General features: G+C 58.0%; 13 protein-coding genes. 4 read left to right on the top strand and 9 right to left on the bottom strand.

The features are described from left to right. Window positions 1–6: 6 nt before the first annotated feature. The 5 genes from ACR0DK_RS19775 to ACR0DK_RS19755 form a co-directional block, all read right to left on the bottom strand. Entirely contained in the window at window positions 7–6,954 is a 6,948-nt protein-coding gene (locus tag ACR0DK_RS19775) for a neuraminidase-like domain-containing protein (protein WP_480737756.1), read from the bottom strand. 28 nt (window positions 6,955–6,982) lie between these two features. Then, a complete protein-coding gene (locus ACR0DK_RS19770; protein ID WP_480737753.1) occupies window positions 6,983–14,950 on the bottom strand; it encodes a SpvB/TcaC N-terminal domain-containing protein in 7,968 nt (2,655 codons plus the stop codon). Window positions 14,951–15,249: 299 nt separating this feature from the next. Next, on the bottom strand, window positions 15,250–15,837 hold the full coding sequence (locus ACR0DK_RS19765) for a Smr/MutS family protein (protein ID WP_170598476.1): 588 nt from the start codon (window positions 15,835–15,837) through the stop codon (window positions 15,250–15,252). Beyond that, window positions 15,837–16,877, bottom strand: a complete 1,041-nt coding sequence (mltA, locus tag ACR0DK_RS19760; RefSeq protein WP_170408811.1) for a murein transglycosylase A — start codon at window positions 16,875–16,877, stop codon at window positions 15,837–15,839. The genes ACR0DK_RS19765 and mltA overlap by 1 nt, the downstream gene beginning before the upstream one ends. Beyond that, window positions 16,874–17,533, bottom strand: a complete 660-nt coding sequence (locus ACR0DK_RS19755; RefSeq protein WP_170399461.1) for a Tim44/TimA family putative adaptor protein — start codon at window positions 17,531–17,533, stop codon at window positions 16,874–16,876. Before ACR0DK_RS19755 ends, mltA begins: the two co-directional genes overlap by 4 nt. A 108-nt stretch (window positions 17,534–17,641) precedes the next feature. Between ACR0DK_RS19755 and ACR0DK_RS19750 the strand changes: the two genes are divergently transcribed. Beyond that, window positions 17,642–18,142: an FxsA family protein gene (locus ACR0DK_RS19750; protein WP_170399458.1), complete on the top strand. Its 501-nt coding sequence runs from the start codon at window positions 17,642–17,644 to the stop codon at window positions 18,140–18,142. 54 nt (window positions 18,143–18,196) lie between these two features. Further along, window positions 18,197–18,700, top strand: coding sequence for a protein-export chaperone SecB (gene secB / locus ACR0DK_RS19745; RefSeq protein ID WP_170399455.1), 504 nt, complete (start codon window positions 18,197–18,199; stop codon window positions 18,698–18,700). Window positions 18,701–18,725: 25 nt separating this feature from the next. Here the strand turns inward: secB and dnaQ are convergent, their stop codons facing one another. From dnaQ to ACR0DK_RS19725, 4 genes are read right to left on the bottom strand one after another with little or no spacing between them, the layout of a single operon-like run. After that, window positions 18,726–19,448, bottom strand: coding sequence for a DNA polymerase III subunit epsilon (dnaQ, locus tag ACR0DK_RS19740; RefSeq protein ID WP_170399452.1), 723 nt, complete (start codon window positions 19,446–19,448; stop codon window positions 18,726–18,728). Continuing rightward, a complete protein-coding gene (coaE, locus tag ACR0DK_RS19735) occupies window positions 19,441–20,034 on the bottom strand; it encodes a dephospho-CoA kinase (RefSeq protein WP_170426352.1) in 594 nt (197 codons plus the stop codon). The genes dnaQ and coaE overlap by 8 nt, the downstream gene beginning before the upstream one ends. Then, a complete protein-coding gene (locus ACR0DK_RS19730) occupies window positions 20,031–20,864 on the bottom strand; it encodes a shikimate dehydrogenase (RefSeq protein ID WP_170399446.1) in 834 nt (277 codons plus the stop codon). Before ACR0DK_RS19730 ends, coaE begins: the two co-directional genes overlap by 4 nt. Beyond that, window positions 20,861–21,460 (bottom strand): Maf family protein, encoded by a 600-nt coding sequence (locus ACR0DK_RS19725; protein WP_480615966.1) that lies wholly within the window; start codon window positions 21,458–21,460, stop codon window positions 20,861–20,863. Before ACR0DK_RS19725 ends, ACR0DK_RS19730 begins: the two co-directional genes overlap by 4 nt. A gap of 403 nt (window positions 21,461–21,863) precedes the next feature. Here ACR0DK_RS19725 and hemJ point away from each other — a divergent pair, with 403 nt between their 5' ends. Both hemJ and rho read left to right on the top strand, forming a co-directional pair. Beyond that, window positions 21,864–22,313, top strand: a complete 450-nt coding sequence (hemJ, locus tag ACR0DK_RS19720) for a protoporphyrinogen oxidase HemJ (RefSeq protein ID WP_170408805.1) — start codon at window positions 21,864–21,866, stop codon at window positions 22,311–22,313. Window positions 22,314–22,439: 126 nt separating this feature from the next. Then, window positions 22,440–23,711 carry a transcription termination factor Rho gene (gene rho / locus ACR0DK_RS19715; protein WP_170399438.1) on the top strand — a complete coding sequence of 424 codons (1,272 nt, stop codon included), beginning with the start codon at window positions 22,440–22,442 and terminating at the stop codon, window positions 23,709–23,711. Window positions 23,712–23,728: the final 17 nt, after the last annotated feature.

Raw genomic sequence — 23,728 nt, 5'->3', positions numbered from 1 at the left:
TCCGGATCAAGTGCGACGCATGCGGACGGTGCTGCCCATCGGGCCGATGTCGCGGTCGCCAAAGCGGACCGTGCCACCGGTGCCCAGCGCTGTATGGACAAAGGCGTCTTCGGTCACGAATGCACGAAGAGTGCTCAGGTCGGCGCTGCCAAAGCCGGGGAATGCAGTCACCCGTTCAATCCGGTCGGGCTGCTCGGCAAACGGCTCGAATGCCAGCACCATGGTATCGATTGTCGGGTCAACCTCGGCCACGCGGCCAAAATCAAGCCAAGTCACAACTTCGACGATCCGCTGCTTCGTGGACACGTAGAACACATGTCGCGGGTCGGCATAGAAGAACGGCGACTCCCAGGCTTCTCCATTGGTCGGGTGATGCGGCTGTGTGGCCTGATCGGGCGCCTTATTGGACAGCAACCGATGCGTGATCCCGTCATTGGAATAGATCGCTGTAAGGCGGTTTGACCCGGTCGACGTAATACGTTTCGGCAAGAAATGCGGCGCCTTCTTGGGTGAGCGCGTATCGGGTGTGCTAAACGTGTTGTACATAAAGAACGAAACGCCCAGCCAATCCTTGTACGAGATCGATATCCGCATCCCGTTGGTCCATGGGAATGAAGACAGGCGGATGCCTTTGCGGAAATTGCGCATCTCTCGGGCTGGCACGTTTTCGCGCAGCAACAGGGGCTCATCAGGATCCGAACTGCGCGGCGGTTGCCAAACGCCATCCACCCGTTCAGTCCAGTTCAGCATGACCTTGACGTCAAAGGTGGGTTCATCAACATCCATCAACGATGACGCCTCAACCTCGGCCAGCGGGCCTGATCCCGCATTGGGTGTTCCTTGTGCCGTGTTTTCCGGCATCATCTTGATCCAAAACAGGAACAGACGATTGTTCCAGACCAGCGGCATGACCGGATTATCCTCGATATCCAGCGGGATTTTCTCCCACGCGCTCCACGAGCCATAGGCACGGGTCCGGTGGTAATAACTGCGTTTGGCCCCGGCGGTGCGCCCGATAACATGCAACACGTCGTCTGCAGCACCGGGATCGCCTTCGATCTGGTAGAGACCGCATACTTCCAGTTTGGCGACCTCTTCCAGTTTCTGCAGATACCCGATCAGCGAGGTGGCTGCGCGTTCCTCGGTGATGTCACCCTGCAGCAATTCACTCATCGCCTCGCGGAAGAAGGGTGACTGGTCGTCGCGCAATTCCGGCTCCATCCAGTTTTCAGGGTACAGGAAGATTTTCCTGTTTGCCTCCCACACGCGGTAACGCTTCATCCACTCCCAATGCTTGGACCGAAGGCTGGATGCAGCCACACGGGGTTCAAGGTTCATCAGGCAGCGCTCGGTAAAGATCTGTACCGAGGACAATGCGTGGCGAACCCGCGAAGTGAGCATGCACGGCTCCATCTGCACGTCCATCAGGAAGTATTCGAACAACTTTTCGGGCGTGTTGATATGCGCCGCATCCGGACGCCCGCGCAGATCGTGCAGGATATGCGCCACCAATGCATCACGCTGGCGCTTGCGCAGGCGGTTATTGATCGGTTGCAGGATTTTGAGCCAGTCATCCGGGCTGTAACGCGCGCGAAGGGCAGCGCGGAAATTCCGCACAATGGGTCCGGTTGGGGCGGGTGTTGCGGCAGCGATAAGCGCTGTCGCCGGAATCCCAAGTGCCGTCAGCCATTCGGCGATGTCATGAAGCCGCTCCAGAACGGCCAGATCGCCAATATCGGCAGGGGTGAGTCCGAAATGTACCAACAGGGCGGCGATATCCACGGGATCCCAGCGCGTGACTTGGAACAACTCAGCCTCGGCGTCGGCTATGGCGACCGCTGGATTCTCGGCTATCGAGACCAGCCGGGCATTTTCAGGGGCATAAGTCGCCTTTAATCGCGCCATGCGCAGGTGCGCCGTTAGCACCCCCATCAGCGCGGTGGAGGTCGGATCATCGGGTGTACCGGTGATGGGCAGGCTGTTTGGCCAGGCCGCACCCGCAATCTGCAAATCGCCATGTGTCGTCAGGTGCAAGACCTCAGCGACGTCAAGTTTCAGCGTTTCGGACAACCGTGCAATGCGGCGCGTACGCAGGTAGGCCGCGCCCAGATGCGATACCAGATCAGCCGGGTAGAGATGCGAAGCGCCGATGACCTCAGTTCCTCGGCCCGGTGCACTCCAACGCAACGCCAGACGGTCGGTCACATTGGCCACGCCCAGCGCGATTTCGACCAAAGTGCCTGCGCGAAGCTCGATCGCGTTGGTGTTTGACCATATGCCGCCCGCCTCGGTTAGAAGAACAGGTTCGCCTGCGATGCTGAGTGTCACGGTCGCGCCCGCATCAGCTTCGACATCAATGTTGAAGAATCCGTTTTCAGGCGCTTCCAGATATCCCCGTAACCGGATCGAAATCGAAGAACCTGGTGTGGTTTGATTGTCTGGCAGCACTGTTCCAGTGGAGGCAAAATCAATCGCGCCAGATAAGGTTTCGACCCGCGCAGGCGGTGCAGTGTGGGCCGGGCCATCGCTGATTTCAGCACTCAGACCCCCGGATTCGAGCATCAGGGCATCCTCAAGCGCGGAGCTGGCCGGATCAGTCGCCGCATGCAGAACCTCGGCCTTTTCGAACAGGGTGGTCGCCATGTCAGCCTCAACTTCGATCGCAGTTCCCAAAAGCTGCAGCGCTACCTGACGTTTCCGTCTTGAGATCAGCTGCGGCAGGATGCCTTCCAGCAGGGCGCGATAGGCCTCGGCCTTTGGAGCGACTGAACTGCGATAGGCGTCGTGCAGCGGCAGCAGCTCTGGGAAGCGGGTGAAAAATGGCTGCGATTGTGCCTCGCTGGCGTTGAACAAGGCGTCAATAGCTGGCGCGAAGGCGGCAGGGGTCCCGGCAACGGCCTGCAGGGCATCCCTGACCGTGGTCGACATGAGCCCGCTGAAAACCAGAACCTTGCGGAAATCATCATAAGCGATTTGATCGGGTGCCTCGGCCAGAATTGCAGGCTCCAACACGGGTGCGGAATGGTCATAGGCAACCTCGGTCGAGGATGTGGCCTCAAGATATCCAAAATATTGCTCGGTCGCTTCGGCCCCGTAGACCAGAGACATATGGGACCGGGCAATGCCGCCATCGGGATCGTCCACCAGAACAAAGTCATTGGTGATCGCCGCAAACCCTGCACGCAGATCGCGTGCCAGGGTCGTGATGTTTTCTGCGGGCGGTGTCGTCTGGCCACTTGGGTCATGGTTCAACAGCAGCGCCAGCGCTGTTTCCAGCGACAGGCCTAGCTCGGACAGGCGATGCACCAGATCGATAACCGTCAGCAGAGCGGGTGCAGTGGCGTCTTGCGGGCCATAGGGGTCAAGACCGGTGGCTTGCAGCAAACGCTCCAATCCCGGCACGCTTTGCTCAAGCGCGCGCGCCAACCAGCCGCGACGGTAGATTGCGCTGACCGTCTCGATGGTCAGGGGTGTCGTGTCATCGAACCCCAAAACAGCAACGATCCGGTTAAATTCCGGACCCGTCAATGAAAAGGCCGCGCGCAATGTTTCAACCTCGGGCAGCAACAGGGCCGCAGGGTCTGTAAGCACGCCGCCAAAACCATCTTCGGCAAAGGCGGGGTTTTCGCGAGCAGGCCGCTGGAACATTTCACGGAATAGCGCGGCGGTTCCATTGGTGCTGATTGGTCCAAAGAGGGCCAGGATCGGGCGCAGCGCGTCCTCGGGCCTTAGCTCCAGCGCATCAAGGGCCGACATGGCGATGCCCAACTGTGGCAGGAGCTCGGCAAAGCCGGCGTCCATGCGAGCCAGGTCCACCTGCGCGTCGGCGCCGTCCGGCATCTGGTTCGTCGGATAAAGCGCAGAGATGATAGCATCCGTGTCGGCAATGCTAAGTTCCAGAACACGCCACAGACGGACGAACCGGTTAATCCGGATAAAGTCATTCCATTCAAGGCGGTTGGACAACGGATCAGGGTCTGGGTGACGCAGTTCAAGCGCGCTTAGGTCGCACATATCCGACGGGTCTTGCGGATTTGTAAGCACGATCAGACCCATGATCCGGTCGAAAGTAGTGTTATCAAGCAACCATGCCTCGATATCACCGCCAAAGCGTTCAGGCTCGACCCCTGCCGCCATCCGGCTTTGTAGTTCTGCGAAGTTGATCGCGCCGTCCCGGAAGGCCCTGATATCGTCGAAGCCCAGGCCAAGATGCTCAAGCTTCGGGATCAGCGCGGCTCCGGGGTTCACGAACTCGGTCTTTAGGATGTTCACGAGATCAACCGGCATGATCTCGGTGCGGCGGCACAGGTCGCGCACGCTTTCCAAGCCATCACGCACTTCGGCTGCGCTGGCACCCGCATCAAAACCATAAAGCGAACGCACTGTCAGATCGGGTCGCGCTGACCCGGCAACCGACACGCTTTCGGTCAGGACGGCGTTGAGACCGCGCGAGATGTTCAAGCGCTGCAGCCAGATGTCGCGCCATCCGTACGGTGCATCGTCCAGCGCGTCTGACGAACGCAAGTCGGCCATAACCCGATGTAAAGGCGCGTCGAAACGATTGAACAGGGCCTTCAGTGCCTCCAACGAACGGTCAAACGGCAGGGGGGCAGGGAATTGGGCGGTGGCCAGCGTGGCATAGGCGGCATCGCGGACAAATTGAGGGCTGGCCAACAACTCTTCAGGCTGTGTTTGACCATCGGTCGAATGACCCTGATATCCACCCAAAGACATGCCGCTGACAACGAAATGCTCCAGCACCTCGTTCACCAAGTCGATGTATGGCACAGGCGTCAGAGTGTTTTCGCAAGTCAGAGGCAGGTGTTGAATATCAGGCCGCCGATCAAGCAACACATCAAGTGGATTGGTGAAGCCGTTCGGAATCTCGGTCGCGGGGCGATCGAGAAACAGCAGAAGATCGACAAGATAGGCTGCGGGGCTGAGGACTGACCGGCAATGCTCGCATCCGCAATAATCCATCGAACCGAAAAGCTCTTCTAATGTGGAGTATGCGAGCACATCACCAAAATTGTCCGACCCGCCCGGGGTAGGGTTCAAAAACCCGTCAGCAGCGCCCACGCTGGGGCCGATCGCTGGCATCATCCGGTGAGTCATATAAGCGGTGGCCAGATTCAGAACCGCTCCATGGACCTGTTCAGCCTTGCGGTAGATCTGCATCGCGACGGCCTCGTTCAGAACGGCCTTGTGGGCGCGCAGGAACTCATCTTGTGGCAGCGCCACGACCGCATAGGCCGAATCCAACCCTGCAGCCAGCATGGCATTCATACTGCTGTCGTCGGGCGAGATCTGATAGACCCGCTGAATGCGTGAGATTTCGCGCACCACTTCTGGCGGTTCGTCCAGCGCATTTTTTGCAATAAAGCGCGCAACGGGCTGCTGACCTATCTGGAAGGTATCGGCATGTTTTGCGAGGAATTCATGAACGTTGTTCGACAACCCGGTATCGACCAATGGCGTCTCCTGCGCCCGGACCATTTCCGCAACAACCGCAGTCGGGAAAGACAGCCGCACCTGAGCGGCCATGAATTCTGCATAGTTGGCGCGTCTTTCGGCGGCATCCCGGCCCTGAACTGCCTCTGGCACGGGGTCGGTATCATCCATGATCGCGGCCCAGGCGTCGGCTTTATGAAAACCCGCCTTCACTAGGCCTCCCAACGTACCGTCCGCATCGCCATCAGTGTCACGGTGCAAGCGTTCGACCAGCTTGGAGTTGTTGAGCGTCAGATAGGCAAGCTTGCCATCGGTCTGCAAACGGGTGGCTTTGTCCTGACCCAACTTACCCTCTACCTCGGTCCAGAATGTATCGAGATCATCACCATGCGCCGCATGGAGCGCGGCAAAAGTTTCACGCTCGTCATCCCGCGTCAGCGAAAGTGCAAGCAAAGGCTGCATTCCGGCCAAAGCCCCGGGAGGGGGCGTATCCAGCCGCACGCGCGCGGAGACTTCGGTAAATCGGGCAAGGGAGGCATCTATCTGATCCGCCAGTTTGGCGTCGATCAATCCTTCATCCAGCGCGGATTTCCAGATTTGCGCCACTTTAGCAGGGGGCGTGCGGAAAACCGCGGTGTCATCGGCGGGAACACCTGCACGTAAAAGCGCATAGAACAGGCCAGAGTCGATGCGTTGACCACGCCGTCCAGCGGTCTTGTCAGACAACTGCTGGGATAGCGACGCCAGTGCCACGGCGCGCGCGTCCCAACCTGTTTTATTGGCCAGATATGTGATGTCCTGACGGGTGTCGCTTTCTTCAAGTTTCGACAAGGCACCGTTGAACTGACCAGAGAGCGCCTTGGTCAGTGTGGCGTGTTCTGACGACAGTTTTGCGGCACTTTCAGCAGGCAGAACCACGGAAAGCTCGGAATCCGGTCCGGCGTCATATTCCACCGCCGAAGCGGCAACCACATCGTCATTCAAACGCACCTGCACCTGAAGGTCTGGCGCATCCTTGCCGCGCTTGGTGATCTGATCTCCGGTAAACACAATCTCGAAGGCACCGCGTTTACCGGTTGTAGCATTCCCCAGTTCAACGTCGCCGCCGACACCTTTGTCGACAACAACAACAGCAAGGCCATCAACAGCCGCACTTTGCGCACTTATAACGCGACCGCTGACACGGTAGGTGCCAAAATCCCTCGGCGTGTCCAGTCGAGCGACCAGATCGTTAATCACAGCTGCCGTTCTTTTATCGACACTGCCGGTCGGGGAGAGATCGGCCTCTTTTTGAACCAGGCGAACGGCTTCAGTGGTACCCTTTCCGTAGGTCGGTGTGCGGCCATCCTTTTCGCGCGACACAATATCGGCCAGCGCTCGGCGCGCGCTGATATCATTGGCCAGCAGCAAGCCTTCACGCAGCAGTGCCAGCAAAGCGGATTGCAGATCGCCCACCGTAGCGCGGCGCATTCTGGGCTTTAGCGGATGCGTAACTTTGGTCATGAGGAGGTACCCTTTCTGACAACTGCGTTCACCATTTCAAATGGCCTTTGATGCCCTGGCCTTGCAGGATCGACATCGTGCCTGCCGCGCCCAGGCCAAGGTAACCAGCGGACCGTCGGAAGAAGCCGCCAACGCCGCCCTGACGATGGCCTGCATCGATTTCGTCCACCCAAAAATCGGCCGCTTCGCGTGCGGCGGTTTTTTCGCCTTTGATTGCGGAGCGAGCTTCGGTTCCGGCCAGTGCAATTGAGCCGAAAGCTGCGAGCCCGGCGGCAAGGACCGATCCGGCACCACCACCCGTGACGAGCTTGCCCGACACCGAGACCACGTTGAGAGTGCCCGAGGCCGTGCCCTCGACCACATTTGCAGTGCCAACGCCGGTCTCGCCTTCGGCGATTTGAGTGATCCCTGTGCCAACCTGAATGCCGCTGGCCGCCATACCGATCACCATGAGCCCACGGCCCATGACCCCTAGGATGGCGCGGCCCCCGGACAGGGTCTGCGACACTGCCTTGCTACCCCGCATTGCTTTGGCGAGCTTGGAAATTGAGGTGATTTTGCCTTGCTTGTTCACCATGTTCATGGTGTCGACTTTTTGCACCATCGACGCAGTGTCAGGCGCAGCGCCCGGGCGGTAGACTTGCACGGTGCCCTTTATCATGCCGGTATTGGTGTCGAATGAGGTCAACATTCCGTTTCCCTGTTTCGGGATCTCGATCAGCGTCCAATTACCGTTGCCATGCGCCACCAGGTGAGACCGGACTCCGGCGACCTTCACACCCTGGGCATGGGTGGTGTTGACGTCTGCAAAGGAAACCATGGCAGTGGGCGGGTGCGTGTGTGCGATAGCCGTCGTTCCCTTTGGAATCGAGACCTCGGGCTTGGTGGCCGTGCCCTTCAATATCTTGAACGTGTTGTTCTCTTTGATAAGGGCAAACTCCTGCACGCTGCCTTCAGTGTTCCTGACCTGAGTCGCCAGCGCATCAAGCGTCTCAAGACCCTTCTGCAACGATGCAACTTCAAGGCCTCCGTTGGGCACAGTGGGCGGCGCAGTGCCCTCGGGATCGTTGAGCGTTACCGGGTTGTTATAGGCATAAGCATAAAGGTTCAGCCCACCTTCAATTCCGATGGGATCGGCGCTGATCCATCGGCCGAGCCAAGGGGCGGCATAGCGGGCAGCATGATGGTTAAGCCCGGTTTCGGCATCCCGCTCCATCGCGGTATATCGAAAACGTTTCGGACCTAGGCCAGCGGTGGCAACGCCTTGATAGGTGGTACTGCCGAAGGGGCTGTATTCCTCGTAAGACAGAACATTGCCGTTCTCGTCCAGTTCGATCCCCACACTGCCCACATGGTTACTGTGCTGATAACGAATGACGCGGCTGACCGCTCCACCGGCGATCGTCGTCTCAACCAATGCAATACGGCCAGCTTCGTCCCCCACATGCAGGGTCTCTCGGGTCCGCGGGTTTGCACCCGGTTCGCGGGTAATGTCGAACCCGCCCAGCGAGATCGTTTCGCGACGGATGGCTCCTGCAGCGGTTTCTGTCACTTTTCGGATGCGGGTCCCGTCAGAGGCGTAAACAAAGAATGTGCGGTCCCCTTGGTGCGCCAGGCCGTCCGCATCATCAGGTCCAACTGCCTGGCGGCGGCACATGCGCAGTTGGTTGTCGTGGTCCCATGCGATCTGATCGAGGTGGGAAAGCCGCAACATGTTACCCATCGCGTCATAGCCATCGCCGCCCTGACTGATGATATCATTCAAGGCACCGACCGATGTTTGACTTAAGCGGTTCGAGGATACCCCCGCGGCCAGATCGCTGTCCTCGCCATAGGTGTAGGTCCGCGTCCAACCGGGCGCCACGGGATCAGAGCCCCGGTGGAGCATCTCAATCAAGTTGCCCGCAATGTCATAGTGAAAACGCTCAAGATAACGGCCAAGGGCGAAACCATCACTGCGGTGTGGCAGCCGGGTTCGCGCGGCATCGTTATAGCTGTGGGCACCGGGTGCGCCGCCTTGCTGGCCCAGATGTTCGCGGCCCGTCGCCTCGATCAAACGATGCAGGGCATCAAACGTATAGTCGTTAGAAGCATCAACACGGCGATTGCGGAAAAAGATCTGCTGTTGCGCGCTGTCGCGGATGTGGGTCACGTGGCCAGACACATCGTAGATCATGTGCTGCGCCTGCAAGTGGCATCCTGGCCAGCCTGCAACTGGCGGTGTCGGACAGTCCGAGCCAAATCCGATTGCATCGCGCCGGGTGATGATGCGTTCGGTGAGACGGGTCAACGGATCATGTAGGATTTCTGTTTCAACCGCGTTGCCATAGGTGATGCGTTCGCGGTCGCCCCAAGGGTTGTATGCAATGCCTGTGACCACGGCATGATCCGCAGTGGCGGGATCCAATAAAGTGTCAGGTGCCGCGGGTCGTGCGTGCCAGGTGTCCACCCGATCAAGCCGCGAGGACGGGTTATAGCGGTACTGCACAACCTGGATGCGCGCGCCCGGCCCTTGCGGTTGCAGCGGCACCAGTTGGACCGGACGGTCCAGCGCGTCAAAGCGGGTTTGCCCTGCGAAAATCTCGGGCTCAGTCGCCACGGGTGCGGCCCAATCGAGCGTGGTGCGAAACTCCTGCGCCAGTTGCCGCTGGCTGCGGATTGGGTTGCCTTTGAAATCATGGGCCAGAATTTCCGTCGTGCCGGATTGGTCGCGGCTGATCGCAATGCGTTTGCGATGGTTCAGGGCTTCGGGCGTCGGCAGCGATTCTCCGTAGATCGTTTCATCGATCCGCAGCTCAGGACCCGCATTGATGCTTAGATGAGTGGCGATGGGTCGGCGCAATATATCGAATTCGTGGCGCAGCCGGTGGTCGCGCGCATCCCACGTAAACGCCGTTTCGCCACTTACATCCGTTAGCCGCCAACGGGTACCGCCCTCCATACTGTCGGTCCGAATGGCGGTGCTGAGCATGTCGAAAGCGGTACGCTGAACCTCGCGCCCGAGCTCATCCCAAGTGCGGTGCGTATTGCCTTCGATATCGATTTCGGTCGCAACGCGGTGGGGTGTCTCGGTCGGTAGGGTGCCCGGGGCCGCGTTGCTGTAGAGCGTGCGGTTCGTGGTGAGGCGCGCGATCAGCGCACCACGGGTATCCGCCAAAGCCCGCATCGGTGTGTCATGATAAAGCGCCGATTTCGATGCAGCCTCAGTGGCGCGCTGCCGGTCTTCGGGATCGGGGAAACGGGTAGCCAACGCCTGCACTTGCGCCGGATCGGTTCGCAGCGCGTGCCAAGTGGGTAAATAGGCAGCCTGCGGCAACCTGCGGAAATGGTCGCCAAGATCGGGGTCTTGGGCGGGATCCGAAATCAGTACAGTATCGCCCGGGTCCCATGTCGTCTGCTCCCAAACAGAAAACCGGTGTTTGCTCCATGTATGATCGGGGTTCAGAATCCCGATCTCACGCCCCAATGCGTCGTAGAAGAAAATTGGGCTTACACCAATGCGGATGTCGGACTCATAGGTCGGGCGATCTGTGAAGAACGGTTCGAACTGTCGAACAATATTGCCCTTATTGTTACGCACTTGCCAGCCGGTACCAACCCAGCGTGGCGACGGCGATGCGGACATAACCGGTCGACCATCAGGACCCAACAGGATGTTCCCCGAGCCATCACGCGTTGGGACCGGACCGTCTTCGGCCTGAATCTTGCGTTGAATTTCCTGCCCCATCCCATCTGTAAAGGTAAGTTCGGCCAGGAACGGGGTGGTTTGACCCGGCAAAAGATCACTGTCGTGAACCTCTCGATGCAGGGAAAGACCGATGACGGGTGATGGGACAGGATCCCCACGAGAGTGATAATAGGCCCAGGGATCATAAACATAACGCATTGTCGCGCGCCCAAGTGCTGCCAGAGCTTCAGGTCCACGCGGATTAGTCAGCACTTGGGTGCGTGCTGCAGGCACCAGTGTCGGATCAAAGCCATCCAGCCTGTCACCTTCGTCGGGCCCATCGACCTTGCCCATTCGGGCCATGCCGGTCACGCGGCCATAGGCGTCAAAGACCACCTCGCTGCGATTACCGTTCTCATCGGTCAATACCGAGGCTTGCAAAACGCGATAATCCTGTCGGCGTTCGGTGATTGCGCCAGCTGGACCGATCGAGCGTACCCCTGCCGACATGCGATTGCCCAATGCGTCCTGCGTTTCCTCGATCAGCAGGTCGAAAGCGTCATAGCGGGCTGTTGTTTCCGTATGTGTCGCAGGCTGATGGAACGGGTCCCGCAGGCGATGTGGTCGAAAGAAATGCTGTCGTGCAAATGCCAGCTCTTGCGCGGGCGTATCACCGCTTGAGGGCGACAAAAGCTGACGGTCCGATGGGCGCCACCACTGGCCGTCGCCATCAATCTCGGTGTATCCTGCCTGCGCCATCTCGGCCGCACCAACGCGGCCTCCATAAACCTGCGTGACAAGACCCGGCGTGAAGGCCAGTTGGAAGCTTTGATGGAAAAGCCCCAAACTGCCCATCTGGCCAAGCGGCAGTGGGCCGGTCAGCGTATCATCCCTGAAGTACTGACGGCGGTGTTCGATCAGACGACGCTGCACCTGACCCGCGGTTGGGGTCGCTTCATAAGCAAGATCGGCTGCAGCGTTCGCCTCTGTCTCGATCTCATCAAAGGACAAACGCGTACCCGGCGCTGGGCTTAAGCCGGTAAGCTCAAAGCTTTGTTCTTCACATGACACCGGGGCGCGGTAGGTTTGATCTGTCGCGATCAGGTCCGTGACGCGCCGCGTGTGTAATACCGCATGTAACTGCGCCTGACGCGCCTGATCTTCAGGCGTCAGCGTCGGATCAGGTGTTTGCCGGCCATACATGACATCGACGCGGCGCAGTTCAGTCCCAAACGGGTCAACCTCCAGTATGACCTGATGCTGAAGGCGTGGGTCATCGGGGATCCGCTCATAATGCGCGGTTAGACTTTCCCGGGCATGGATCAGAAACACGGCATGACGGTTGGGTCCACGGGATTGCAGAAGATGCACAGTCTGCGTTTGCTCGACCACCTGATAGGGGTGACCGTTGGGATAGCCGGGCTCCGCCCTGCCATCGAGCGCATAGGTTTCACGCCGAAGCACCGTGCCGCGAAGCGCGCGCGCAGCCTCGCGTGTTTCTTCGGTTGTCAATCCGGGTGGCAACACCGTGTCGGGCAAAAGCCGCCGTCGCGCTTCAACATCGTCGTCACGCCAAGCGGGTGCGCGCCAGTATTCCCCACGATCCTGCCCATCAAGAAGACCAGCCAAGACATCGGGCAGACTACCTTGGTCGAGATACACGCCGGTATGAAACCATGTTCTGGTCAGTACGGGCGGAACATGAGATGCCGGGTCTTCGTTTGATGCCAGTGGCCCCAGCGCATCTGACGAGAGCGTCGCAAATTCCTCGGTGTCCCATTGTTCGACCATGCCGAACCCGCGAAACTCGCGCTCGACCCCGTCGAAATGACCATGGTGAAAGGCAAAGCGAGATACGAACCGGGTTTGCGCCACACGATCATGTGTGACGATGCGATCAACCACCTGCACCGGGAACGGCAGGCGCGTGGCCCAAGGGCGGCCTTCATAAAGGTCCTGCAGGTAAAACCGCGACGACGAGGCATAGCGCAATTCGGTCTCGCCACCGAAATTGTTGACATATCGGGTCATGAGGTGCGGTTTTTGTCCGCCCATCAGATCGACGTAACGCAGAGGCTGACCTGCGTCGCGGGACAAAGTAGAGGACCACACAAGACAGGCGGTGCCCGTTCCAAATAGATCGAGCAGATCGACCGAAGTTTCGGTATCAAGCGGCGGCACATTCCCTAGGCGTCGGCGCGGTGCAAGCCGGTTGCCAGACATGTTGAAATAGAGGTCGATACCTTCTGCACCCAGATAGACAATGTCGGTGGTGCCCGAGCCGTCGATATCCGTCAGGCGCAGGCGGCTGCGGTCGAACATTTCGGGGCGATCAAATTGTGGCGCGTCGTCCATCGCCACTTTGGTGCCGAAACGCCCATATCCGCAATTGGGCCAATAGGCGACTTCACCACAGCGGATACGAACCAGATCAGACAATCCGTCGCCGGACATATCCGCCAGAAAAATTGCAGCCTCAGGATCGGAAAACACAAGTCGGGGTCCGTCAGTGTCGTTCCATGGCTGCGCTTGCCTGCGCGCGGGGCCAAACCCGGCCTCGCCTTCAGAGGGGTGCCAGACAAAAGCGGTGTCCTCGGTCAGAAGAATGTCTGCAAGGCCATCGCCTGTCAGGTCAACCATCTTCATGCTGTCATTGGACGCATCTACATGTGGCCAATATTCAAACGCGCGGAAGTCGGACCAGCCGGATTGCGCGTCGCGCTCATGGAACCCCGGGGTTGTCCGGTCCATTACCACCAGATCCGGGCGACCGTCCCCTGCAAGGTCCATCCATTGGCCTGACTCAGCAAATGCAGGCCGCTCGGCAACCAGCACGGGGGCCGCAAAGCGCGCCGTGCCGTTCATTGGCCCAAGGTTGCGAGTGTAATGCCAGGCACCCGGGGTCGAGGTCAGAATTCCACCAACACCGTCACCGTCCAAATCAACCCAGTTTGCCGGATCGGTAAGTCCGGCCGGAGCACCTTCGGTCTGCCCGCGGTCAAGGCTGTGCACAATATCGTTCACCTCGGCCCGGCTATATGTGAATTCCACGGGCGGAATCGCCTGACGCCGATAGGCAAGGAACGTGGCTCCGTTCACATCGAGCGGTGCAACCGTATCGTCCGGAGCGAAGCCCGACTGCGCGACCGCCATGAGGAATGAGCCATAGCGCGTACTGCCGGGGTGCTGACGCTCGTCATCAGTGTCAGCACCGGGAGGGGTGAAATCGTCATAGGAAAACTCAGTTGCCTTCACGAGACCGCGATAGCCCGGTTCGCCCGTCGGCAAGTCGGGGATATCATGAAAGGTCAGAATTCGATGGCAGCGGCGATAGCGCCGAACCTCAAAGCCCGCGCGGTAGCTTGATGTGGGGTCCGGGCGCACTTGCCAATTTCGGCCGGGATCAGCGGATGCATGGACAAACTCATGCTGCGCGTCCGTCGCCACGTTGGGATCAGGTGCGATTGGCATCAGGTGGTCTTCGCCATAATCGAATACGACCGTGAACAGCCATCCACCTGCATTCACATCCGGATCAACCAAACGAGAGACTCGATTGCCGTAGCGGATGCGTTTCAGGTACCGCTCGGCTGTGCGGGACCGATTGGCTTCGTGCGCCTGCGCCTGATCGATGCCAACTGCGTCTTCGGCGACATGCTCGTATCGGATGGCGTTGCCTTTGTCGTCGATGGTCTCGGACAACAACCAGCGAAATACACGGGCGGGGTCGTCCGGGTCTGCCACCCTTGATAGGCCTGACGCGCCATAGATCGAAGTGACGTTTTCGCGCGACGTGACACGCCAATGCGCGATACCCGTCGCCTCGTCTGTCCACCGCTCAATGCGGGCAAAGGTGCTTTCGATCCGGGGGCGGAACCTGTGGATGGTCACACCTGGAAACCGCGCGCGATCTTCCCATTGTGCCCCCTGAGAATCGAGCAGCGGCACCAAATCTTCAGACCCAGAAATCAGGAAGACATCCGATCCGGCGGCATCGTCGTATTGGGGCAGGCCTTTTTCCGTTTTGCGCGTGATCTCGGGCAGCGAAAGCGACCATCCAAAGCCGAAGATGCCGCTGCTGGTACCCGCCTCATAGGTCAATTGCAGCTCTGGTGTGAAACCACCACGCCCGGGACTGACAGGAACCGGAATCGTCAAGGACGCAGATCCGGTCACCGGGTTCGAGCTGATCTTTTCGCCTATACCAGAGATTGCACCACCGCTTTTCGGCAGATTGAGCGACAGCACGTCTTTGCCAGCGCCATTGTCACCTGAAATGGCGGAAGCTTCCGACCTTTGGGGTCGGGAAATGGGAGTGGAGCCTAACATTCGGCCACCATAAATTCGTCATAAAAATATCAGCGCCACAGGGGTGCTTTACGTAGGGTAAGCAATCGGAAACCGCTGGGTCAATGCAATCAGATGGGATCGGCGATTGTCTGCCATACCGTTCTGGTTGTGTTGTTAAGCACAACCTCGCAAGCCTTGGACAAGGCTACGAAGTTTCATTGCGCCGGCAGCTTATCACCGGGGTTGCGGGACCTAAAGAAACTATAAATCAGTAGGGGTAAGGGCAGGGTTCGCGTGCGAATCCGGTTCATGTGGACCAGCTAGAATCAGCGATCCGACTAACGGACGCGCCTGAGGTAAACGTAATAGGCGCCATCACCGCCATGGCTGATATGTGCGGGTGTTACCTGCAGCACCGCTTGTGCAAGTGGCGGAATAGACAACCAGTGGGGCACCTGATTGCGCAAGACCCCACGCGGCGTTGGAATAGGTCCCGGTTCGTCCCGGTCCTTGCCCTTGCCGGTTATGACCAACACCAGCCGTTTGCGCTGTGCTTGTGCGGTCAGGATGAACCGAACCAATGCGGGATGGGCTGCGCTCATGCGCATCCCGTGCAGGTCCAGCTTGCCTTCGGGCTTGAGCTTGCCGCGTTTCATGCGACCAAAAGACTTGGTGTCCATCTGCACCGGATTTGCCCGCAAACCTTCGGTGATCGATGGCTTAAGGTTATTCCGTGACGGTTTGGTTGGCGCAGTCTGACCCAGTTCAAAGGCTTCTATCCGCGCCTTGGGCGTTTTGGTCGGTTTGGGCTTGGGCAAGGTAGTGGGGTGCACAGTCTGAGGCAGTTCGGGGTGCAAACGCTCAGCCTGTTTGGCGACCTTGCGCCACAAATCGATCTCATCCGCAGTCAGTTTGCGCCGGGTCATCAGAACTCATCCGGTAACAGGGCGTAGGCCCTCTGGATCGGCAACAGCACAACCATACGGCCGGGATCCTTCAAGCGACCGGCGGCCTGCCCGGCATCATCCCCTGTGCCAAAGAAAATGTCGGCACGTTGCGCACCCTTGATCGCCGATCCGGTGTCTTGTGCGATCATCAATCGGCGCAGCGGGTTTTTGCCATCCTTTTCTACCCAAACTGGCGCGCCCAAAGGTGTATAAGCCGGATCTGCCGCGATACTGCGCATCGTGGTCACTGAGCGGTTCATGGCGCCTAACGGTCCGAACTCGGGCGCAACACGCGTCACCTCTCGGAAGAAAACATAAGAAGGGTTGTGTAGTAACAGCTCAGCCCCGGCTTCAGGGTTTTTGCGTACCCAGGTCCGGATCATCTGCGCGCTGACCTGGTGCGCGCCCAGCGCACCCCGTCGGACCAGTTCCGCGCCGATCGAGCGATAGGGATGCCCATTCGCACCGCCATATCCAACCCGCAATGCACCGCCATCGGGCAGACGTATCCGGCCCGAGCCTTGAATTTGCAGAAAGAACAACTCAACAGGGTCATCGACCCACGCTATCTCAAGGCCCCGACCTGTCAGGGCGTCACCGGTCAGCAGGTCACGGCGACTGAGCCACTTGCCCGCCTCTCGCGCCTCGGGCGGCATCCGGTAGAGTGGATAGCGGTATTTATCAGTTGGGGTTTTCGACCCATCCAGTTCAGGTTCAAAATATCCGGTGAACAGGGCATCATCGCCGTCTTCGACCAGAACAGGGCGAAAGAACAGCTCGAAAAAAGCCCGCGCCGCGCCAGGTTCATAACTCTGAGCCACGCCACACAGCGCCTGCCAATCAGGATCGTCCAGATCACCACAGGTGTTCAGAAAAACCGAAAGGGCCGCCCCGTGATCGTCGGCGGCCCAGCCATCGAGGTCATCGAATGACAGGATGGATCGCGTCGCCTCGGCTCCGGCGGCGCTGGCAGTGGTCATGACGACCCCCAGAAATAGCGACCGGAGCGCTGCAATCATGCGTCCGTGGCAACAAGCAGCCAGTTCGGATCGTCCGCGCCCATGACACGGGCAAAGGTCCAGCTGTCCTTTTGGCGTTTGACGGTGTTCGGGTTGCCTTCGACAATATCCCCGCCGCGATCGCGCACGACCGACGTCAGCTCACCGATAAAGCGCATGGTGATCTCGGCCTGATTGGTATCCTTATCGAAGGTCGCATCGACCAGAGTGGTTTCACGCACCCCGATGAATTCGGCTTCGATGGTCAGACCTTTGTCTTCACGATCCGCAACAACCGATACAAAACTGTCGAATACTTCTTCGGACAGGAACGGCTGGATTTCGTCCAGATTGCCCTTTTCAAAGCCCATCACGATCATCTCATAGGCGCCGCGCGCGCCCTGAACAAATTCGCTGACAGAAAAACTGGGTTCGACCCGCTTCATTGCGGCCAATGTTTGCGCCTGTTCACTGTCTTCGGCCACATGGTCGGTGATGTCGTGATCTGGCCCGCCTTCAATCACTTCGAAATCACGGCGCGCGCCATTGGTATCAGGCTGTTGCTGAAGGGGCGGTTTCTCAAAACCTTCGCGTGTACCCAACACGCTTTTCAAGCGCAGGATCAGGAAAATGGCAATTCCGGCCAGCACCAGAAGCTGGATCAGGGGTGAGTTCATTTCGTCCTCTTTTCAGAACCCGGGCTTTGTATACGCTGCCCTCTGCCACTATGTAGGTGACAGTCGGGGCCAAGTCCACAGCCCGGAACATGCTAAAGGATACCGCAAATGTACTTGTTCTTGGCTTTTTTATTGGTTCCGATCATCGAGATCGCCCTGTTTATCCAGGTTGGCGGTCTGATCGGGCTTTGGCCGACGCTTGCAATCGTGGTTCTGACCGCCGTTCTGGGCACGGTTCTGGTGCGGACACAAGGTCGCATGGCGCTGGCCAATTTGCAGCGATCCTTTGCCGAATTGGACGACCCAACCGAACCGCTGGCCCATGGGGCGATGATCTTGCTGTCTGGTGTTTTGCTGCTGACACCAGGGTTTTTCACCGATGCCATTGGTTTTGCGCTGCTTGTTCCCGGCATCCGGGTCGCAGTGTTCCGCTATCTCAAGTCCAAGGCGACCATCACGCATTTTCAAATGGGCACCGGCGCACAATTCAGGTCGGGGCCAAACCCGTTTGATCAGGACGATGTGATAGATGGCGAATTCACCGAGGTTCGCCCTCGCCAGAACTCCGGAAAGCCGTCGAAGTGGGTGGAAGGCCCGCACCAGCATTGAGCTATCCGGCCCAAATTGCTAAGCAGTGCCGAATTTCAATTCCGGAGAAGTTTCATGGCTGACGAAAGCCCTGCAGAAAACACCGCCGCACAGGCAGCCCCTCAGATCCAGATGCGCGTTCTGGGACAGTTCATTCGCGACATGTCCTTTGAAAACGTCATGGCGCAAAAAGGCGTCTCAGGCGACGTACAGCCCGAGATTTCAGTTCAGGTCAATCTGGACGCAAAGAAACGCACGACCGAGCACCAGTATGAAGTCTCGATCAAGCTAAAACTGACATCCAAGGCCAAGGGCCTAGAAGACGTCCTGTTCCTGTGCGAAATCGACTATTGCGGCCTGTTCCACGTGGAAGGTGTGCCCGAAGATCAAATGCATCCGTTCCTGATGATCGAATGCCCGCGCATGCTGTTCCCGTTCCTGCGCCGCATCGTCAGCGACATCACACGCGACGGTGGCTACCCGCCGGTCAACCTGGATAACATTGATTTCGTGGCGCTCTATCGCAACGAACTGGCGCGCCGTCAGGCCGCCGCACAAGAGCAAAAAACCGACGCCTAAGGTTTTGGTCCGCGTCTGGTTCGGGTCAGGCGCGGGTCCACAGAGCGTTCTCGCCCAGCTTTTCAACAAATTTCTGATGTGCTGCGCGCTCATCCTCGGTGATCCGGGATGGCAGGGCATCGGGTCGCGCTGTCGGGCGCCATTCCTCACCACCGCCAGACGCTGCACTTGCCGACGTTGACAATCCAAAGTCGGGCTGACGGCCTCCGATCAGCTCCAGATACACTTCGGCCAGAATTTCCGAGTCAAGCAGCGCGCCGTGCAGCACCCTGTTTGAGTTATCGATGCCAAACCGGCGGCACAACGCATCCAACGAAGCGGGTGACCCCGGAAACCGTTTGCGGGCAATGGCTAGCGTGTCGATTGCCTGATCCATCGGGATCAGCGACACCCCCATCCAGCCCAGTTCGGCGTTCAGAAACTTCATGTCGAACGAAGCGTTGTGGATCACCAGCTTGGCGTCACCCACGAATTCACGAAACCCTTGCCCAACCTTGGCAAAGACAGGTTTGTCCTTCAGCGTCACTTCGCCCTTTTCCGGCGGGCGCGGGTTTTCCAGCAGGTCGGGGCCGATGCCATGCACACCAAATGCCTCTTCCGGCATAGAACGCTCGGGGTTGATGTAGACGTGATAAGTTTCTCCTGTGGCAACGTGGTTCCACAGCTCAACCGCGCCGATCTCGACGATCCGGTCGCCGCTTTCGGGATCAAACCCTGTGGTCTCGGTATCGAGTACAATCTCACGCATCTGCCAACCCTGCCCGTATCTGCCTGACGATATCCTGCACCTGCGCGCGAGCATGGTCCAGAGTATCCGTGACAATCACGAAATCCGACCGCGCGCATTTCTCTTCGTTTGGCATTTGCTTGGAGCGAATCTGCTCAAACTGCGCCTCATTCATTGTGCCGCGCGCCATGACCCGTCTTTTTTGTTCTTCAGCAGAGATTGAAACACAAGCAACAGCATCCATCGCCGCATCACCACCGGTTTCAAACAACAGCGGAATGTCGAATACCAAGATATCGGCGGACGACGAAGATCGAAATGAGGCGCGATCCGCCGCTACCAGAGGGTGTACGATTTTTTCTATTGTTTTTAGCGCGTCAGGATTATCCGCAATGATTTGCTTCAATGCATCCCGGCTGACCGCATCCTCGGCAATGGCGGTGGGAAACGTAATCCGCATGGGCTCAACCGCCGCACCGCCCTTTGCATAGAGCCGATGCACCGCAGCATCCGCATCCCAAAGCGCACAGCCTTCATCTGCAAACATCTGAGCGGTCGTGCTTTTTCCCATTCCGATTGATCCGGTGAGCCCCAGCGCAAAACTCATGCCAAGGCCGCCGCGCGGGTTTCAGCGTCCACTTCGGGGCGAACACCGAACCAGCGTTCAAACCCGGGAACAGCTTGATGCAGCAACATTCCCAGCCCGTCGACCGTTGTACATCCAACCTCTTCCGCCTGTTGTAACAGATGCGTTTGAAGCGGCGCGTATACCAGATCGGTGACAACAGCGCCGGGTTGCAATCCATCCAGTGGAACGCGTAACTCTGGCTGCCCTTGCATACCCAAAGACGTAGTATTCACGACCAGTTCTGCATCTTCGATCACGTTGCCCGCCTGCACCCAGTCGACGACCGTAATCCGTTGGCCGAACTCTTCTTTCAAATGATCCGCACGGGTGCGGGTGCGATTGGTCAGCAGGATTTCAGGCACTCCGGCTTCTGCCAGCGCTTGAAGCACCGCCCGCGCAGCACCGCCCGCACCAAATACTACCGCAGGCCCATCTTGCGGGTTCCAATCAGGCGCACCGCTGCGAAGATTGGCCATGAACCCGTAGCCATCCGTATTATCCGCGTGAATTGAACCATCCTCGCGGAATACAAGCGTATTTGCCGCCCCGATGACTGAGGCTCGGTCCGAGACATGATCCGCTAACCGCAAAGCAGCCTCTTTATGGGGTACGGTCACGTTGGCCCCAACAAACCCAGCCTTGGGTAGTGTCCGCAGAACGGTTTCCAGATCGGCCGGGGCGACATCCATTGGGATGTAGTGCCCCACCAATCCATAGGTTTTCAGCCAATGCCCGTGCAGTTTTGGCGAGCGGGAATGTGCAATGGGTTGCCCAATCACGCCGGCCAGAGGAACGCGATGCTCCGTCATTGATCGATCACTCCCTTCACGGCCAGAAAATTGAGCAGCTCTAACAGGGGCATACCCAAGACGTTAAAGTAGTCGCCGTCAATGGTGGCAAACAGGCGCACGCCTTCTTCTTCCAGTTTATAAGCCCCCACTGCGTGCCGAATACTGTCCCAGTTCCGCGCCACGTAATCACGTAAATAAGCATCCGAGCTGGCCCGCATCCGCAAACGCACCTGACCTACATGCCGCCAGATGGGCTCACCATCCTGATAGATCACCGCCGCCGACAGCAACATATGTCGCTTGCCGCGCATTGCTTTAAGCTGCGCCAGTGCTTCTTCCGGCGTTTCCGGCTTCGACAGCATCTGACCTTCGAAATCCAGAACCTGATCGCAACCCAGAACCATAGTGCCGGGCACTTTGTCACTGATCTTACGTGCTTTCATTTCGGCAAGCGCATCGGCAACATCACGGGGCGAAGCTCCCTCAGCCATCAGGGCGCGTTTGGCTGTGTCTTCATCCACCCGCGCGATCTGAACCGAAAACGGGACGCCTGCGTTTCCGAGCAACTGCGCGCGGATCACGGACCCTGAGGCAAGGACTATGGGGACAGTCATGTGGAAAACCCCGTGTGCAAATCAATGAGTAGTCTCGAATGGTTTGTATGGCTTTCCGGTTGACACGCAACCCCGGGAATTTGGCGCAAGACTTCCCCGAGTCGCCCGGATCCTGTCCAGACGGGACAAGGATAAGTTGGAATACTCGGATAAGCATCCCGTCCCGGATTGTTCCAATGGTTATCCACAATTCAGTCCGAGCTTTTATCTCATAATTTATTGTTATTAATCATTTTTATTCTTGATCAACAGATTCTGCGCCGATGTGCTTCACTTTTTCCACCTGGGGAAAAAGGCAGGACAAAAAAGTAATCCACCGAATTTGACCTCCCTACAAAACCATCATCCTTTTTCTTTCTTATTTTTTTTATTAGGAGGGTTTCAGGTAAGCCCGGAATACCCAATGACCGATATTCTTTTCGCAATATACCCTTGGGTGAAATCGCTGCACATCATGGCCGTGATTTCATGGATGGCTGGTTTATTCTATCTGCCCAGATTGTTCGTGTATCACGTTGAAAAGGCGCAAGCCGTAGAGGGTGCGCAACAGATTTTCTTTGAAATGGAAGAAAAGCTGCTGCGTGTGATCATGCGCCCCGCAATGGTCGTGGCCTGGATTTGCGGGCTGATCATGGTTTTCACGCCTGGTATTGTCGGATGGGACTGGAGCTGGCCCTGGGTCAAAGGCGCAGCAGTGATCGGCATGACATGGTTTCACCATTGGCTTATGGCTCGGCGCAAGGACTTTGCTGAGGGGCGAAATAAGCTGACTGGGCGGCAGTACCGCATGATGAATGAGGTTCCGACCGTTTTAATGGTTGTTATCGTTTTAGCGGTCGTTGTGAAGTTCTGAGGGCTTGTTTGACTCTTCTTAGGTAAGCGCTTATCTAACGCGTAACGCGCCCGTCCGGGCGAGGTATCTTCCGTTCTGAAATTCCACTCTGGTGCCGCGATCCAAGCGGCCGAGGTCCGTATCATCATGACAACTGAATCCCTGAATCTGGCCGATCTGAAGGCCAAAAGCCCCAAAGACCTTCTGGCCATGGCCGAGGAGCTTGAGGTCGAAAACGCCTCAACCATGCGCAAGGGCGAGATGATGTTTCAGATTCTGCGCGAACGTGCAGATGAGGGCTGGACCATCGGTGGCGACGGCGTGCTGGAGGTTCTACAAGACGGGTTCGGGTTTCTGCGCTCGCCCGAGGCGAACTATCTACCCGGACCGGATGACATCTATGTTTCGCCTGACATGATCCGCAAGCATTCGCTGCGCACCGGAGATACGGTTGAAGGTGAGATCAAAGCGCCCGATGAAAACGAGCGTTACTTTGCGCTGACCAACGTCACCAAGATCAACTTTGAAAATCCGGACAAGGCCAAACACAAGATTCTGTTCGACAACCTGACGCCTCTGTATCCGGATGAGCGTCTAAAGATGGAAATCGAAGATCCGACCATCAAGGACAAGTCTGCTCGCGTGATCGATTTGGTTTCGCCGATTGGTAAAGGTCAGCGATCGCTGATCGTGGCGCCTCCGCGGACTGGTAAGACGGTGATCCTGCAGAACATCGCGCATTCCATCGAACAGAACCACCCGGAGTGTTATCTGATCGTCCTGCTGATCGACGAACGCCCGGAAGAGGTGACTGACATGCAACGCTCGGTGAAGGGTGAAGTTGTGTCTTCAACCTTCGATGAGCCCGCGACCCGCCACGTGGCCGTATCCGAGATGGTGATCGAAAAAGCCAAGCGTTTGGTTGAGCATAAACGAGATGTTGTTATTCTTCTCGACTCAATCACAAGACTTGGTAGGGCGTTTAACACGGTGGTGCCATCCTCGGGTAAAGTTCTGACCGGTGGTGTGGATGCAAATGCCCTGCAACGGCCCAAGCGCTTCTTTGGTGCTGCGCGGAACATCGAAGAAGGTGGTTCGCTGACCATCATCGCCACCGCCCTGATCGATACCGGCAGCCGCATGGACGAAGTGATCTTCGAAGAATTCAAAGGCACCGGTAACTCGGAAATCGTTCTGGATCGTAAGATCGCAGACAAACGCGTGTTCCCGGCAATCGACATCCTCAAATCCGGCACCCGGAAAGAGGATCTGCTGGTCGACAAGGGCGATCTGGCCAAGACATTCGTTCTGCGCCGCATCCTCAATCCGATGGGCACAACAGATGCAATCGAGTTCCTGTTGTCGAAATTGAAACAAACCAAGACGAACGGCGAGTTCTTCGATTCAATGAACACCTGACAAGGTTCTGGCACTGA

The organism is Ruegeria sp. CE6 (assembly GCF_056537485.1).
Note: the sequence above shows the minus strand (reverse complement) of the source record. Positions and strands in the feature narration are given on the sequence as shown.

What these genes read in the sequence shown, in the direction of transcription:
- ACR0DK_RS19775 (WP_480737756.1), bottom strand. Translation starts at nt 6,954, where the DNA reads ATGACCAAAGTTACGCATCCGCTAAAGCCCAGAATGCGCCGCGCTACG.
- ACR0DK_RS19770 (WP_480737753.1), bottom strand. Translation starts at nt 14,950, where the DNA reads ATGTTAGGCTCCACTCCCATTTCCCGACCCCAAAGGTCGGAAGCTTCC.
- ACR0DK_RS19765 (WP_170598476.1), bottom strand. Translation starts at nt 15,837, where the DNA reads ATGACCCGGCGCAAACTGACTGCGGATGAGATCGATTTGTGGCGCAAG.
- mltA (WP_170408811.1), bottom strand. Translation starts at nt 16,877, where the DNA reads ATGATTGCAGCGCTCCGGTCGCTATTTCTGGGGGTCGTCATGACCACT.
- ACR0DK_RS19755 (WP_170399461.1), bottom strand. Translation starts at nt 17,533, where the DNA reads ATGAACTCACCCCTGATCCAGCTTCTGGTGCTGGCCGGAATTGCCATT.
- ACR0DK_RS19750 (WP_170399458.1), top strand. Translation starts at nt 17,642, where the DNA reads ATGTACTTGTTCTTGGCTTTTTTATTGGTTCCGATCATCGAGATCGCC.
- secB (WP_170399455.1), top strand. Translation starts at nt 18,197, where the DNA reads ATGGCTGACGAAAGCCCTGCAGAAAACACCGCCGCACAGGCAGCCCCT.
- dnaQ (WP_170399452.1), bottom strand. Translation starts at nt 19,448, where the DNA reads ATGCGTGAGATTGTACTCGATACCGAGACCACAGGGTTTGATCCCGAA.
- coaE (WP_170426352.1), bottom strand. Translation starts at nt 20,034, where the DNA reads ATGAGTTTTGCGCTGGGGCTCACCGGATCAATCGGAATGGGAAAAAGC.
- ACR0DK_RS19730 (WP_170399446.1), bottom strand. Translation starts at nt 20,864, where the DNA reads ATGACGGAGCATCGCGTTCCTCTGGCCGGCGTGATTGGGCAACCCATT.
- ACR0DK_RS19725 (WP_480615966.1), bottom strand. Translation starts at nt 21,460, where the DNA reads ATGACTGTCCCCATAGTCCTTGCCTCAGGGTCCGTGATCCGCGCGCAG.
- hemJ (WP_170408805.1), top strand. Translation starts at nt 21,864, where the DNA reads ATGACCGATATTCTTTTCGCAATATACCCTTGGGTGAAATCGCTGCAC.
- rho (WP_170399438.1), top strand. Translation starts at nt 22,440, where the DNA reads ATGACAACTGAATCCCTGAATCTGGCCGATCTGAAGGCCAAAAGCCCC.